The sequence below is a fragment of the uncultured Sutterella sp. genome, assembly GCF_937923675.1.
Classification (GTDB): Bacteria; Pseudomonadota; Gammaproteobacteria; order Burkholderiales; family Burkholderiaceae_F; genus Sutterella.
Genome location: NZ_CALDXB010000084.1, coordinates 1 through 15,662, shown reverse-complemented (window position 1 = coordinate 15,662; position 15,662 = coordinate 1). Strand labels below are relative to the sequence as shown.

9 protein-coding genes are annotated in these 15,662 nt (G+C 58.1%); all 9 read left to right on the top strand.

The window, feature by feature from the left end:
* The first annotated feature begins 253 nt into the window (after positions 1 to 253).
* Positions 254 to 2,293, top strand: coding sequence for an FAD-dependent oxidoreductase (locus tag Q0106_RS09880; protein ID WP_297612266.1), 2,040 nt, complete (start codon positions 254 to 256; stop codon positions 2,291 to 2,293).
* A gap of 15 nt (positions 2,294 to 2,308) precedes the next feature.
* Positions 2,309 to 4,195, top strand: coding sequence for a [FeFe] hydrogenase, group A (locus tag Q0106_RS09875; RefSeq protein WP_297612264.1), 1,887 nt, complete (start codon positions 2,309 to 2,311; stop codon positions 4,193 to 4,195).
* Positions 4,196 to 5,278: 1,083 nt separating this feature from the next.
* A complete protein-coding gene (locus tag Q0106_RS09870; protein WP_297612501.1) occupies positions 5,279 to 6,265 on the top strand; it encodes a bile acid:sodium symporter family protein in 987 nt (328 codons plus the stop codon).
* Positions 6,266 to 6,447: 182 nt separating this feature from the next.
* Positions 6,448 to 7,695 (top strand): MFS transporter, encoded by a 1,248-nt coding sequence (locus Q0106_RS09865; protein ID WP_297612262.1) that lies wholly within the window; start codon positions 6,448 to 6,450, stop codon positions 7,693 to 7,695.
* Between the two features lie 611 nt (positions 7,696 to 8,306).
* Positions 8,307 to 10,451, top strand: a complete 2,145-nt coding sequence (locus tag Q0106_RS09860) for a TonB-dependent siderophore receptor (protein ID WP_297612260.1) — start codon at positions 8,307 to 8,309, stop codon at positions 10,449 to 10,451.
* Positions 10,452 to 10,556: 105 nt separating this feature from the next.
* Positions 10,557 to 11,357 carry an ABC transporter ATP-binding protein gene (locus Q0106_RS09855; protein ID WP_297612258.1) on the top strand — a complete coding sequence of 267 codons (801 nt, stop codon included), beginning with the start codon at positions 10,557 to 10,559 and terminating at the stop codon, positions 11,355 to 11,357.
* Positions 11,348 to 12,328 (top strand): iron-siderophore ABC transporter substrate-binding protein, encoded by a 981-nt coding sequence (locus Q0106_RS09850; protein WP_297612255.1) that lies wholly within the window; start codon positions 11,348 to 11,350, stop codon positions 12,326 to 12,328. Before Q0106_RS09855 ends, Q0106_RS09850 begins: the two co-directional genes overlap by 10 nt.
* The gene (gene fhuB / locus Q0106_RS09845; protein WP_297612252.1) at positions 12,325 to 14,358 is read left to right on the top strand and encodes a Fe(3+)-hydroxamate ABC transporter permease FhuB; all 2,034 of its coding nucleotides are present in this window, start codon (positions 12,325 to 12,327) and stop codon (positions 14,356 to 14,358) included. The genes Q0106_RS09850 and fhuB overlap by 4 nt, the downstream gene beginning before the upstream one ends.
* Before the next feature lie 771 nt (positions 14,359 to 15,129).
* Positions 15,130 to 15,662, top strand: a 533-nt coding sequence (locus tag Q0106_RS09840) for a hypothetical protein (protein WP_297612249.1), incomplete at its 3' end; no start/stop codon positions are given.

Sequence of the window (15,662 nt, the reverse complement as noted above, 5' to 3'; positions counted from 1 at the left end):
GACTTTGACTCAGAGGCGTGCAGTTCCTTCAAAAGAACTAGTTAGAATGATCGACGCAAAAAGAAGAGACTGACGCAGCCCGGATCCCCGCGGCGGCTCCTGAGAAGAAGCAAAACTTCCGAAAGCCGCATCCATCGGGCGCTCAGAGAAGAAACCGCAGAAGCGAGTGCGTTTGCCCCGTCAGCATCCCCGGCCGGGTTGATGCTGTGCCCAGAGGCGCCTCGCCGACTGCACGTTTTGAGGGACCCACATAATGGAAGAGAATTTTCTCTTTGGCTTCTGGAAGGGCCGCCGGCTCGATCGGAGAAGCAATCCTTCGGGAGCGCTCCCTGACGGCTTCCCGCTCGACGAAGTGCGCGAATTCAATCGCGACAATCCGGTGACGAGCCTTATTTCGAGCGCCGGCTTTCTCATCTTCCAGGGGGCGGAAGCCCTTCCGCTGGTTCTCTTCGCCTATTACGACAACGTTCGCCGCATGTCCTGCGGACGCTGCACGCCCTGCCGCGCAGGGAGCATCCTCATCTGCGAGGCGCTCCAAAAAGCCGTTCTCGGCCTCGGGAACACCGTCAACTGGGAGGAGATCCGCACGCTCGCGCGCCAGATGGAGCTCACGAGCCTCTGCGGCATCGGCGCCTCCACGACGGCGGCCCTCATCGGAGCAATCGACCATTTTGTCGATGATCTGAAGACCACGGAGCCCGCGGGCGATCCCGCGGCCCTCATGAATGAGAAGCGCTATGCGTCCGCGGCAACCGCGCCCTGCATTGAAGCCTGTCCCGCGAACGTCAATGTTCCCCGCTACATCGACTACATCCGGGACGGCCGTCCGCAGCTCGCCGAAGGCGTGCTTATGGAGCGCTATCCGCTCGTCGGCACCTGCGGGCGCGTCTGCGTGCGTCCCTGCGAAAAAGCCTGCGCGCGGCGCTTTGTCGAGGCGCCCGTTGCGATCAAGGACCTGAAGCGCTTTGCCGCCGATCATGCGGGCGCGCCGGTGTCGCACCTCTTTTCCCCTGAAGAAGCGCTCGGGAGCGACAAAAAGAAGGTTGCCGTCGTCGGCGCCGGTCCGGCGGGCATCACCTGCGCCTACCATCTTCTGCAGATGGGACATGCCGTCGACGTCTTCGACATGGAGGAGGAAGCGGGCGGCATGGCGCGCTGGGGGATCCCCGCCTACCGACTCCCCCGCATGGAGCTCGCGGGTGAAACGGACGTCGTGAAGGCGCTGGGCGGCAATTATGTCTTCGGCAAGAAGCTCGGCCGCGACTTTTCGGTCGACGGCCTCCTTCAGGACGGCTATAGCGCCGTCTTCCTCGGAATCGGCTGCGCGCTCGGGCAGTATCTCAACCTTCCCGACGAGGACCAGTCGGCTGAAGGCTACCTCAAGGGCCTCGACTTTCTGCTCGAGGTCGAGCACAGCCAGAAGAATCCCGAAGGCCCCGCACCCCTTCAGGGCGACGTGGTTGTGATCGGCTGCGGCAACGTTGCAATGGACTGCTGCCGCACGGCGAGAAGACTTCTGAAGTCCGGGCGCGTCATCGTCGCCTATCGCCGCATCGAGGCCTCGGCCCCGGCAGATCCGGAGGAAATCAAGGCCGCCCGCGCCGAGGGCGTGGAGTTTGAATTCCTCTCCGCCCCGAAGCGCATCATCGTTGAAGACGGCCGCGTGGTCGGAATCGAACTCGTGCGGATGTACCAGACCGAACCCGACCAGTCCGGGCGCCGCGGCGTGAAGCCGATTGCGGGCTCTGAATTCGTGATTCCCTGCAGCACCGTCATTGCTTCGATCGGCCAGAAGATGGATGCGTCCGTCTTTTCGCCCGAGGACGGCATCAGGCTCTCGCGCTGGAACACAATTGAAACGAAGGCCGACTACACGACTTCGAGAAAGGGCGTCTTCGCGGGCGGCGACGCCGCCGTTGGCGCTCAGACGCTCATTCTTGCGATGGCGCACGGCGAAGGCGCTGCGCGCTCGATCGACGCCTATCTGAAGAGCGGGGAAGCAGCCTTCTTCCCGAGAAAGCGCCTTTCGCGAATCATCAGAAAGGCCGATCTTCTCGGACAGTGCCGTCCGGAAAAGGGCTATCCGCATGCCGAGCGCTTTGAAGTGCCGATGCCCGACGCCCGCAAACGCATCGAGGAGACCCCGTGGGAGGAGGTCGAATTCGGCATGACGGATTCGGACGGCTGGAAGGAATCAAAGCGCTGCATGCGCTGCTACCGCCTCATCGGCGTGACCACCCGCGACCCCATTCCCGGCACCGAGCCCACGGGCGAGGACACGCTTCCCCTTTGACGGAGTTTCCCCAAGATGGCTTCCCAGATTTATAAAGACAAGAAGGAGCTCGCGCCCCGCGCATTCATCAACGGCATCTCCGTGGTGATCGAGCCCAACGACACGATTCTTCAGGCTGCCCGCCGTGCGGGGATCTTCATTCCAACGCTCTGCGAATTTGCGGCCCTCAGCCACCGTCCCGGTACCTGCCGCATCTGTCTCGTCGGGATTGAGCGGGCGGACGGCGGCCACGACATCGTCACCTCCTGCGACACGAGGATCGAGCCCGGCATGCGCATTCATACGCGCACGGCCGAGGTGCGCCGCCGCCAGCGTCTTCAGATGGAGCTCCTTTTCGCCGACCATGACGAAAACTGCTCCTCCTGCTCGCGCCACGGCGACTGCGAACTCCAGAAGGCCGCCCTCTGGGTGGGGCTTGAAGGCTCGCACCTCTCGGGGAAGTACCTCGCGGACCGCCGCGAGGATGCCACGGCGCCCGCCATGCGCTTTGACGGCAGAAAATGCATCCGGTGCCTGCGCTGCATCGAGGTCTGCCGCCGCGTGCAGGGCCCGAATGTAGCTGCGCTCACGCTCATCGACACCGGCACGGGCGCCCAGGTCGGTTTCCGCGGTGCGGATTCCTGGGGCGCATCCGACGTCTGCATTCAGTGCGGGCAGTGCTCGCTCGTCTGCCCGACGGGCGCCATCAGCGTGCGCGACCAGTGCTGCGACGTCTTCGACCTGCTCGACGACGATTCGGTGACGACCGTCTTTCAGATTGCGCCCGCCGTTCGCGTGGCGATCGCCGAAGCCTTTGGACTTCCGCCCGGCACCAATGTGGAGGGAAAGCTCGTCACAGCGTTGAAGCGCATGGGCGCCGACTACGTGATGGATACGCGCTGGTCGGCCGACGTGACGATCATGGAGGAGGGAACGGAGATTCTGGAGCGCCTGAGGGAAGCAAAGGCTGCGGGAACGCTTGGGAAACCCTTCACGTACTTCACCTCCTGCTGCCCGGGCTGGGTCAATTACGTTGAGAAGGTGGCCCCCGACATGATTCCGCACCTCTCCTCGACCCGCTCGCCACAGGCGATTTTCTCGGCGCTCGCGAAGACCTGGATGCCGAAGTCGAGGGATCTCGATCCGAAATCGATCCGCGTGATTTCGATCATGCCCTGCACGGCGAAGAAGGACGAGGCCGGGAGAAAGCTCCTCGAGCGCAACCCCGGCGAAAAGGATACCGACGTCGTTCTCACGATCCGGGAATTCACGCGCCTGATCAAGCGTACGGGCCTCAATCTGGCGGATCTCCCCGATACGGCCTTCGATACGCCGCAGATGACGCTCGCCTCGGGCGGCGCGCAGCTCTTTGCTACGACGGGCGGCGTGATGGAAGCGGCGCTGCGCACGATGTCTGCGATTACGAACCAGGATCCGCAGCCGCTTCCGCCCTTTGAGGACGTCCGCGGCGCGCGCTCGATCAAGGAGACGACCGTTCATCTCGGGGATCTGGGCGACATCCGCGTGGCGGTGGTGCATGAATGCGCCAACGTCGCGAAGGTGATCGACATGGTGAGAAAGGGCACCTGCCCCTATCACTTCGTCGAGGTCATGGCCTGCCCGAACGGATGCGTCGGAGGAGGCGGCACGCCTCGCGGCCGCGACATCTGGAGGAACAACCTCGGCGCCCGTCAGAGCGCCGTGTACGAGATCGACGCCAGGATGCCGATCCGGGCTTCGCACGAGAATCCGGAAGTGATCCGCCTCTATGAAGACTTCCTCGGCGCTCCGGGAAGCCATCTCGCGCACGAGCTTCTGCACTGCACCTATGAAGACCGGAGCAGGGAAGGCCAAAAGCCGCGCGCCCGGAAGATCTTCCGGCTCGTCGAACTCTCGCCTGATCAGATGGGCAATCCCGGCTGAGCCGCTATGGAAGGTCCCGCCGGCTCATGAAGTCTTGAGGCAAATGTCGTAGGGTCCGCATCGATTTTTCCAAGGAATCGGCGGACCTTTACTTTTTGCAGACCAAACGTAAACCGTAGCCGCCTCAGAGTTTGTTACAATCCGTCTCCCTTACTGAGAATGAATCTCAGGCGCATTGCCGAAGATTAAGGGCTGCGCGAATGCATTCTCATTCATCTTCAGTTTTGGTTCGGGGGGATCCTCCTGGCGCACGCGGAATCGGGGGTCGATGACGCGGACGTTTGCCCGGGGAGCGGAGGGGAAATCGTTCCTGCGGGTAGACCGGAGTCTGACTCCGGGCTTGAGGCTTCCCCCCGGACCAAACATCCATGATATTGAATACGAGCCCGGGCGGTTCCAGAAGAGCCGCGGTCGGGCTTTTTGCATTCATGCGGCATGCGTGCGGGGCTCCTCGTCCCCGGAAAAGGGCGAAAAAAGAGGGGATGGCGCTTCTGCGCCATCCCCTTCCAGGAGACCCCAAGACAGCGCCTCGCTTCAGGGGGCAGGCATTGCACCCGCCCGGAGGCCTGGATCCACGAAGCCGACCCCTGGCTTCTCGTAGTGGATCAAGCTGTCTTGCTTGAGGTGAAGTATGCCTCACATGAGAACGATTCGCAATAGCGATTGCGACGAATGAGCATGAAGCCGGCTTCAGAGTTTTCATTGTTTGATGAGGATCAAGGCGAATGAAGGCGAGTGCTTTGCATCCGCATCCGGAGTGAAGGAAATGCGCGGGAACAAGCGCAGGAGTTGGGGAAAACCGCTAGGGATTCTTTGCAGTATTAATTGAATTTCATCACGATGATCTTAATATACAAGAAAATTAATTCTTAAGATCTAGAAAATTGCATTGCGAAATTCTGAATTTCGCGTAAAGTTGCTTCTCAGCGGCGCAGCAAGCGGGACTTTTTCTCCTGCTGATGCGCAGGCTCAATCCCCATCCATTTGAACTTCAAGAGACGCGCCATGACCATATTCGGGTTCAGGTTTAGTCGCCAACAGGGAGCATGGACGCCAACAACGTCCTCTGCAATTTGAAAAATGATGAATACTCTCCGGAAAATCAGTTACTTCGTGAACAAGACGTTCGCTCTCTGGGTCGTCGCCACCGGCGTCCTCGGCTTCCTATTTCCGGAAGTATTCGTACTTGCTGGTCCCTGGGTACCCTTCCTTCTCGGCATCGTCATGTTCGGCATGGGCCTCACCCTCACGACCTCGGACTTCCGCGAAATCTTTTCCCGCCCGAAGGACGTGTTCATCGGCATCATTGCGCAGTTCACGATCATGCCGCTCTCGGCCTTCGTGCTCTGCAAGGCCTTTGATCTGCCGCCCGACCTCGCCGTCGGCCTGATGCTCCTCGGCTGCTGCCCGGGCGGAACGGCCTCGAACGTCGTCACCTTCCTCGCCCGCGGCGATGTGGCGCTCTCCGTCACGATCACGTCCTGCACGACGCTGATGGCGCCTGTCGTGACGCCCGCCCTGATGTACGCCTTTGCGAGCGAATGGCTCTCGATCGACCCGACCGCGATGTTCCTCTCGATCGTCCAGGTGATCCTTGTTCCGATCGGCGCCGGCGTTCTGATTCACCGCATCTTCGGCGACCGTGTTGAGAATGTCACCTGCGCGCTGCCGCTCATCTCCGTGACGGCCATCGTGATCATCATCGCCGCCGTGGTTGCGTCGACCAAGTCGAGCATCGTGAACGCAGGCTTCGTCGCCTTCCTCGTGGTTGCCATCCAGAACGCCGTCGGCATGGGCCTCGGCTACGTGATCGGCCGCATGACGGGCATGAATGCCGCCAAATGCCGCGCCCTCTGCTTCGAGGTCGGCATGCAGAATTCGGCTCTCGGCGTGGCGCTCGCCTCCGTGCACTTTGCCGCGAATCCGATGACGGCGCTGCCCTCGGCTGTCGGCGCCCTCTGGCACAACCTGACCGGTCCGATCGTCGCCACTTACTTCCAGAGCCGCGAGGCCGGAGAACCCGTTGCCGCGATCACGCCTGCCAAGACGGAAACGTCGCCCGCAGCCTGAGATCTCATCCTTCACATCTAAAAACTGTCTGCACCTCCTTCCCGGGGCCGGTGCAGACAGTTTTTTTCGTTTTTCGGATTCAAAACCGAAGAAGGATTCTGAGGATCGCGCTTTCAGACGCTCTGCGGCGCATAATGGGCTTTTCTTCAGCCTCCCAGGCTCGACCTTTCCCCAAGAGCGCCATGTCCGAAGTAGACCTCAGCCGACGCGCGCGGATTTCCGATTCGCGCAGAAGCTTCACGCTTTTTGCCGCGTCCCTTGTTCTCATCTGCTGCTTCATCTTCTCGTCCGCTCCGATTCCGCTGATCGGCGTCTGGGCGGGTGAAATGGGACTCACGACCGCAGAGGTTGCCATGACGGTGGTGAGCTACTTCTTCGGCTGCATCGTCACGCTCGTCTTCTTCGCGCGCCTCTCGAACGCCCTGGGGCGCCGCTGGGTAACGCTCATCACCATCGGCTGGGCCGCCGTTTCCTGCTGGTGCTATGCGGTGATGACGGATACCACGCTCTTTTACATTGCGCGCTTCACGCAGGGCATTGCCTGCGGGCTCGCATCGTCGGCCGCCATGTCGTGGATCGTCGACTGTTCGCCGAAGAAGCATGCCTGGATCGGAACGGCGCTCACGGCCGGAGGCCCCAATGTCGGCCTCTCCATCGGGACGCTCCTCTCGGGCGTTCTCACGGCCTACGGGCTCGTCGATATCGACGTGATGTTCATGAGCTTCGTCGTCATCTGCGTGCTTCTTGCTGCGCTCGTCTGGAAGGCGGAGGAAACCATCCCTCCGGGTACTGAAACGCTGGTCGAGGTTCTGATTCCGAAGGTCGCGCTCCCCGGAAGACTCTGGCGCATTTTTCTCGTGACCGGTTTCGCCATGCTCGGCACCTGGGGGCTCGGAAGCTTCCTTCAGGGCTTTTCGGCAAAGCTAGCTGAAACCGCCTTCGGCGCCACGAGCACGATGTATGCGGCGATCGTCTACATGGGGCTCATTGTTCCGAATGCGGCCGCCGGCTTCATGGTGGGTAGCCTCAAGCCCTCGCGCGTTTTCCCGATAGCGGTTACTTGCTTCACAATTGCCGGCGCGCTGCTCTTTTGCTTCCTTGAAACGGGGCATCCGTCGCTCTTCCTAACGGCGCTCATCCTGAGCGGCGCGTGTTCCGGAGCCACGTCGACCCTGGGCGTCAAGTTCCTGCTTCAGGATTCGACGCTTCGCGAGCGCGCGGGCGTCATTGCGGCGCTCTATCTCTCCTGCTACGTGGGATCCGGCATCCCCAACTTTGTCGTGAGCCGACTTGCGGCAGGCGTTTCCATGGATGCCATCTACCTCGGCTACATCGGCTGGATGACGGGGACGTGGCTGCTTTCCCTCGTCTTCTTCTTCATTGTGAAGCGGAGCACCCGGACCGCCGAGCGGCTTCGCTTTTCGGACTGACGTCCGCAGTCTGATGATCAGAAACGCGAAATTGAAAGAGCCGCAGGCGCAGTGCGCTTCCGCGGCTCGCTCATATTGAGAACAGAAAAGAAAAATGGGAGGCCGCGGACCAAGAAACACGCGGCCTCCCATCAGAGGCAAGGAACGAACCGAGCAGGAGACTCTCGGAAGAAAAAGAGCTCAAAGTGAAGTTTCCCCGCTTCACCGTAGAGGAGCTCTTCTGCGCCGCGGAACCGACCCCTTGGTTCCTGTGCGCGGCGCGTTTCGTTCCAGTGAGATGAACTATATCGCAAATGAGAATCGTTTGCAAGTAGGAAAGAAAAAATAGTTGGGAAGGTGTCAGAAGTCCGCTCGGAAGCGGGCGCATGCAGAAAAGTTGTTTACTGACGACAAAATCGGTCATCAAGTCATCCGAACATCCGATGTTTTCTGAGTTTCCTAGAAAGACAGGGCGGCAGAACGTATGAAGCCATCCCGCGCGAAGCATTTTCAGGCCTCCATGTCGTATATCGACGACTATTTTGGCGGCTTCTGCAATGGTCGTTTACGACGCGCAAATAGAATGAGACTCATTCCTATTTGTAAAAGCGTTCACAACGCACGCCAAAGAAATGATCAAAGGTCAGAAAAACATCTCTCTCGGCAAGCTCCCTGCCGCCGTTGCTCTTGCCGCTGCCGCCTTTGCGCTCTCCGCGCAGGCCGCGGACGATTACAAAACAGTCGAAGCCGTGAGCGTCACGGCTGAGGCGCTGAAAATTGATACCTCCACTGAGGAAACGCCGCAGACGGTGAACGTCATCAGTCACGAAGAGCTGGACAACAAGATCCTTCGCAAGGTCGATGATGCGCTTCGCTATACGCCGGGCTTTGTCAACCCTTACGGTGCCGACTATGACTCGAACTGGATTCGTATGCGCGGTTTCCCCGTAACGACGCTACTTGACGGACAGACTCAATATCAGGAAGGCTATTTTGATACCACGGTTGAGCCATTCGGTCTCGAGGCCGTTGAAGTCGTTTCCGGTCCGGCATCATCGCTTTACGGCGACTCACAGCCGGGCGGCGTGGTCAACCTGGTGACGAAGAAGCCGACGAAGACTCCGCAGCACTCTGTGACGGTGACTGCCGGCACCCAGAAGTTCATTCAGGGCGGGCTCGATATTTCGGATTTCGCGAGCGAAGACGGCTCAAAGCGCTATCGCCTCGTCGCGATGGCGAACCGCGAGGATTCCTTCGTGGATGACGTTGACGGCTGGCGCGCTTACATTGCTCCGAGCTTTACGATCGACATCTCTGAAAAAACGTCGCTGACGCTGCTTGCCAGCTACCTCAAGGACAAGAAGACGCCGAGCAATGCCTTTATGCCTGCTTGGGGCACTGTGGTTCCTCGCAATGGTCACATGATTCCGTATGGGACCAATTACGGAGATCCGGAACATGACAGGTACGATAAGGATCAGGTGACTTTCGGCTGGGAATTCAAGCACGCCTTCAATGACAACGTTGAATACAAGCAGAATTTTACGGGCAAGTACACGGATCTCTTTTTGCGATCCACAGCTGCTTATGGCTCGTTTGATTCTGCAAGTTCGCCGAGCCCTGATGGGTTATATCGCGGCACGCTTCTGAATGATGGCACTGAGGTGAGTTTCACCTTCGATAATAATTTGACTGGACATTGGTATACAGGTAATTTCGATTCTATTGCTCAGGTGGGCTTCGATTACCAGCATCACAAAAATAAATGGGTCGGAAATGGATTAGGTACTACATTAGCCAATGCAGATCCTTTCCATCCTTCACATACCGGAATGCCTTCTGACGACGAGATTCCTGTCTGGAATAACAACATCAAAAAGCAGCAGCTGGGCCTTTACACTCAGGCGCAGTCAACGTGGAATGAAACTCTTTTGTTGAAAGGAGGCCTGCGATACGACTTTGTGAAGATTGATGCGTTAAATGAAGAAACAGGTTCTGAAAACACCAAAGATTCCATGGATAAAGGCCAGCTTTCCTGGAATGCGGGTGCAATGTATTTCGGTCCATTCGGTATTTCTCCATATGTGAACTATTCAGAAGCATTCTTTACGAATGCATCTACAGTCAAAATTGGAAAAACTGAAAACAATGTGTATACGTTCGGGAATTATCTTGCAGAACCGATTGAAACAAAACAAATCGAGGCCGGTGTGAAATTCACTCCTGAATGGCTCGATGGTTATTTCAATGTGGCTTGGTTCCGGTTGAAGCAGAAGAATGCACTTGCTCAAGGCGTTCTTGACGGAGCATTGATGCAGGTGCCGGTCGCCGAAAAAGAGGCAACAGGCGTCGAAGTTCAGATGCAGGCTGCGCTCACAAAGAGTCTGATTCTGAATGCCTCATATACGTTCCAGGAAGTCACTAAGCCGTGGTATCAGGATGCATACGGCAACTGGCACGATGAAGCGGAGCTATCTCCGAAGCACCTGGTTTCGGCATGGGTTTCCTACAATTTTGCGGATTTCGGACTCCCTCAGCTCACTATCGGCAATGGCATTCGGTATCTTGGATCCACGCATGATACCAATACGCAATTCAAAGTCGATTCAGCAACTCTCTGGGATGCCAACGTTGTCTACGAATTCAACCGCAACTGGAAGTTTGTAGGTACGGCTTCGAATATCCTGGATAAACGCTATGTCGCTGGCAGTGATTGGAAGACGGCCTACTACGGCGAAGGCCGCGTGGTCCGCGGGTCGCTTTCCTACAACTGGTAATGCCCGAATCTGAGCTCTGACTCAGAGTCATCAGCCTCAAAGCCGCCCGGGGATCCTCATCTCCGGGCGGCACTTTGCCATCCAACTTTTCATCCGGGCTTTCCCATGTACGAACTCTCCGGCATCCGCATGGTTCGAGACGGCAGAACCATTCTCTCCATAGATCACCTCACCATCCCGACCAACAAGATGACGCTCATCCTCGGTCACAACGGGTCGGGCAAATCCACGCTCGCTTCCGTCATCTCCGGCCTTGTGGAACCTGACGCCGGGAAGGTGATGCTGAACGGCAAGGACCTTTTTGCACTCTCCGAGCGCGACCGCGCGCGCGAGGTGGCGTTTCTTCCGCAGAAGCTTCCCGCATCGGCGGGCCTCATCTGCCGCGAGCTCGTCCGCCTCGGGCGCTACCCCTGGCGCGGGCTTTTCGGCCGGTGGCGCGACGAGGACGAGCGCGCCATCGACGCGGCGCTCGAAGCCACTGGAACGAGCCGGTTCGCTCGCGCCTTTGCGGACGACCTCTCGGGGGGCGAGCGCCAGCGCGTCTGGATCGGGATGCTCCTCGCCCAGGCCTCGCCCGTGATGATTCTTGACGAACCGACGTCCGCGCTGGACGTGCGGCACCAGTACGGCGTCCTCGCGCTTCTCGAGAAAATCTGCCGCGAGGAGGGCCGGGGCGTCATCGCGATCATTCACGACATCAATCTCGCCCTCCGCTTTGCCACGCACATTGTTGCCATGAAGGGAGGACACGTCCTCTTTGAAGGCTCCGCCGACATGCTCGAAGACGAAAAGAACCTCCGGGCGCTCTTTGAAATTGACGTGAAGCTCATGAAGCATCCGATGCCGCCCAAGGCCTATGCGGCGCTCCACAAGGAACCTCTCCAGGTGGCGGTCGTATGCGAGTGACGTCTTCCTTCAAGCTCGGGCGCCGCAGACTGGTTGAAGCGTCTCTCGGCGCGGCTCTTCTTCCTCTCATGGGAATTCCGCTTTCCCCGGCTTTTGCCGGCGAAGGGGAAGCAATCATCATCCGCGACTCCCGCGGCGTTCATGAATTCACGCAGGTTCCTCAGCGCGTCGTGGCGCTCCAGTGGGACATCCTTGAGAATCTCGTGGGTCTCGGTATCCGCCCGGCCGGCGCCGCAGACATCGCGTCCTGGGCCGAATGGGTGAGGGAGCCCGCGCTCCCCGACGGGATCGTCGACGTGGGGACGCGGGCAGAACCCAATCTCGAGCGGATCGCGGAATTGAAGCCCGACCTCATTCTGATCGGGCCTACGCAGGAGGATCTTCTTCCGCAGCTGAAAGGCATTGCGCCGGTCCTTCTCTTTGAAAACTACAGGGCAGATAGTGCTGAAGGCGAAGCCGAAACCGCGATCGCTCAGTTTCGCGAGCTCGGCAGGCTCTTTCGCAGGGAAGCCCGGGCAGAGGAAGAAATCGCCAGGATCCAGGCAGGGATCGCTGAACTCAGAGACAAAGTGAAGCGCGCTTTCGGGACGGCGCCTGAAGTACAGGTGATCCGCTTTTCGAGCCTCACGACGCTCTTTGTCTATACGCCCAATTCGATCTGCGGCTATGTGTTGAGGAAGATGGACATCCGGCAGCCGCTCGAGCGTCCTAATGCGAGCTACGGACTCACGCAGGTGCGGATCCGGGATCTCAAGGACTATACGGACGCATACGTGGTCTACATCCGTCCCTTTGCGATGGAAAAGAAGGTCCTCAATTCCATTCTCTGGTGCGCAACGCCCTTTGCGAGAAAAGGCCGCGTAGCCGCAGCGGAACCTTACTGGAGTCACGGCGGGGCGCCTTCGATTCTCGTGACGGCCAGGCGCATCACGGATGCGCTTCTCACCCTTGCTCCGGGAGCCGGGCAATGACGCAGCAATCTTTATTGGGATTCAAATCCGCGGGCGCGCTCATCGCCATCCCCGGTATTCTCTTTGCCGTCGGGATCGCGCTTGCGCTTACGATCGAGAATCCGCTTTCCTTTACGGACTGCCTCGACCTTCTCCTTCATCCGGCGAAGGCCGGGAGCTTTGACGCCTACTACTACGCATACGGGACGCTCCCGAGACTTGCCGCCGCTATTTTCGGGGGCGTCATTCTCGGTCTGGTCGGGTGTCTTCTTCAGCAGCTGACGCAGAACCCGATGACCTCGCCCCTCACGCTCGGCACCTCGTCGGGCGGGTGGCTCGCGATCGTCGTTCTCTCCGCCTTCTTCCCGGAGGCCGCAAGCGAATGGCTGCTCGCCGCCGCATTTGCAGGTGCGCTCCTCGCCTTCGGGCTCATCGTCCTCATTACGGGACCGAGAAACATGACGGGCGTAACCCTTGTCATTTCCGGCATGGTCGTGAATCTCCTCTTCGGCGCGATTGCGACCGCGGTGGTGCTTCTTCACGCGGACTTCATCCAGAATGTCTTTCTCTGGGGCGCGGGCGACCTTTCGCAGAACGGCTGGAGCGGGCTTGAATGGCTACTCCCGAGAACGCTTCCCGTCATCCTGCTGATTCTCCTTTTTGCGCCGAGAGCGCTCGCCCTCATTTCGCTCGGCGACGAAGGGGCGCGTGCAAGAGGTCTTCCGGTCGTGCCGGTCTTCATCGCGCTCACGGCTCTTGGAGTCTGGCTCGTCGCAGCCTTCATCACGACAGCGGGCGTCATCAACTTTACGGGCCTCATTGCCCCCAATATTGCGCGGGCGGCGGGATTCCGCTCGCCCGGCCGGCAGCTCCTCGCGAGCATTCTGATCGGCGCGGCGCTTCTCACGGCAACGGACGGCACGGCGATCTGGCTCTCCTCCGTCACGGGCGACATCGTTCCGACGGGCGTGGTCTCGGCGGTGGTGGGCACGCCCATCTTCATCTGGATCGTTCGCCGGCAGATGAGTTCGCTTTCGGCTGAAGCCTCGGGAACCGGCAAGGAGAGTCTGGTTTCGGCAGGGAAAACGCTTTCGAAATCAGGCGTCGCCGTGCTGGCGATCGCGCTCGCGGGCGTTCTTTTCATGAATCTCTTCCTTGTAAGCCGCGGGGAAGGCTGGACCTTCGGGCTTGCCGGGGACTATGAACTGCTCCTCAGAGGCCCGAGGCTCGTGACGGCGCTTGCCGCCGGCGCGGGACTTGCCGCTGCCGGCGTGATTCTGCAGCGCCTCATACGGAATCCCCTCGCGTCGCCCGATATTCTCGGCGTTTCGGCGGGAGCTTCCTTCGCGATGGTCGCGGGGTCGCTCTGGTTCGGGGCGAGCGTCGGAGCTTCGGGCTCTTTGAGAGCGCTGGTCGGGAGCCTCGCTGTTCTTGCGGTTCTCCTTCTGCTCTCAAGGCGTGCCCATTTCTCACCGGGCATCATCGTGCTCTCGGGCATTGCGCTTTCAGCGTTCCTTGACTCCGTTACGACGCTTTCCCTCTCGCGCGGAACGATGGAAAACTACTTCATTCTGCAGTGGCTTTCCGGGTCAACCTACCGCACGACGCCTGAGGCGGCGGGGCTTCTCGCGCTCGGGGTCGGGCTTCTCATCGCCGCGGCGCTCGCGGTTTCAAGGAGCATGACGCTCCTCACGGTCGGACGCGACTTCGCTTTGTCGAGGGGACTCCCCTTAGGAAAAGCCTCTCTCATGCTTCTCGGGCTCTGCGCGCTTCTCTGCGCCATTTCGACGGCCGCCATGGGACCCGTCGCCTTCGTGGGTTTGGTCGCCCCTCATATGGCCCTCATGATGGGAGCGAGAACCGTGAAGACGCAGCTTTTTGCGGCCGCGCTCCTGGGCGGCGCCATCGTCTCATGGGCGGACTGGCTCGGGCAGGTGCTCATCTACCCGGCGCAGATTCCCGCGGGCACGCTCGCGGCGATTCTCGGCGCAGGGTATTTTCTTATGCTTCTTCTGGCCAGCAGGCTGAAAAGACGGGGATTTGGTTTTTAATTCAGAAATATCGACGGAACGAGCTGGCGGCTCTTCCACTTGATGCATAGACGGATCAGACTGAGGCACTCGCCAGACGTGGGCGGATATTTTCGCTGCGACGCCCGCAAGTGCCTTGTCTTGCTCTTCAGCGGCTTTTGATTCAACTAATGGGATAAGACTCTCCTAGGCGCACGGGGATTTTCTGTTAAATTTTCAAAATGCTGGTTTTCGCTTTTTGCAAACAACCATAAATGTCACTGTGCCTAAAAGCAACGATTTATCTGCATGTTCTGTTTCCCGTTGCCTTAACAGGTATGTTTTTCGCTGAGGCAGGCAGTTTTTCATTGAAGTTAATTGCTCCAGACTCTTACGCTAAGCGCGAATTTAATCCGATAGAGCGATGTGTAAAATGTTTTGTTCAATTATCTTTTAGTTACAAATCTGTTTACGGAGGCTCATTCTTATTGCCGTACGGAAATGTGATTGTTTTGATGGAATCAATTTAGCATGTTGATATATATGTAATTACTCTGGTACTCAATTAAGTATAAGTCTTTTGCTCTACCTTCTTCAAATAAGTGATGTTGCGGAGACACTTGCTGTTTACACTGATAGAATCCTTGGTGCTATCGATGAAGATAGGTGAATAGCATTTATCAATAAATACGATTCATCTTGCTCCAACAACAGAATTTAATTTTTATTTTGATATTAAATCATGAAGAAGGATTATCAGGTAAATAATAAGGTAAGCCATTTTAACGACAGGAAGTCGCCTGTTTTTATGGCTTGTTCTGCAGCTATTATTCTTTTATGCGGGGGGGGGGGGTAAACGCTAATGTAATTGATTTAAATGCTGGTTTCCAGCCTGCCGTAAATGCAGATAAAACTCCCGCAAAAAGTAGAAACCCGTCAACTGTTGCGTTGAATGCCGCTCTTAAGAATGGCGATGAGTTGAATCTGGGGTCTGTTCTCTATCAGGCTATTAATAAAAACTGGTCTAAAACGTATGGACAAGATCACCTGAATCCAGGGAGCATTAACCTTGGCGACCTTCCTGGTATATTGCAAATTCAAGAAGGTAATGGTTCAGCGCTTCCGGCGAATATTAATTTAAAGGTTGATGATCAACATCAATCGTTTTCTCTAAGTTCTCCTGTCTCGGCTCCCGATTTTATTTTGGTTCCGGGTGTGGCCACATTTGACGGACAGATCAGGGCGGATAAGATAGGAAACTCGATTGAGATTAAAACCAAGATCAATAGTATTAAGGGGGCTTCCATAAATTCGGAAAGCCAGTTTTTCCACTTCGCCGACAGTAC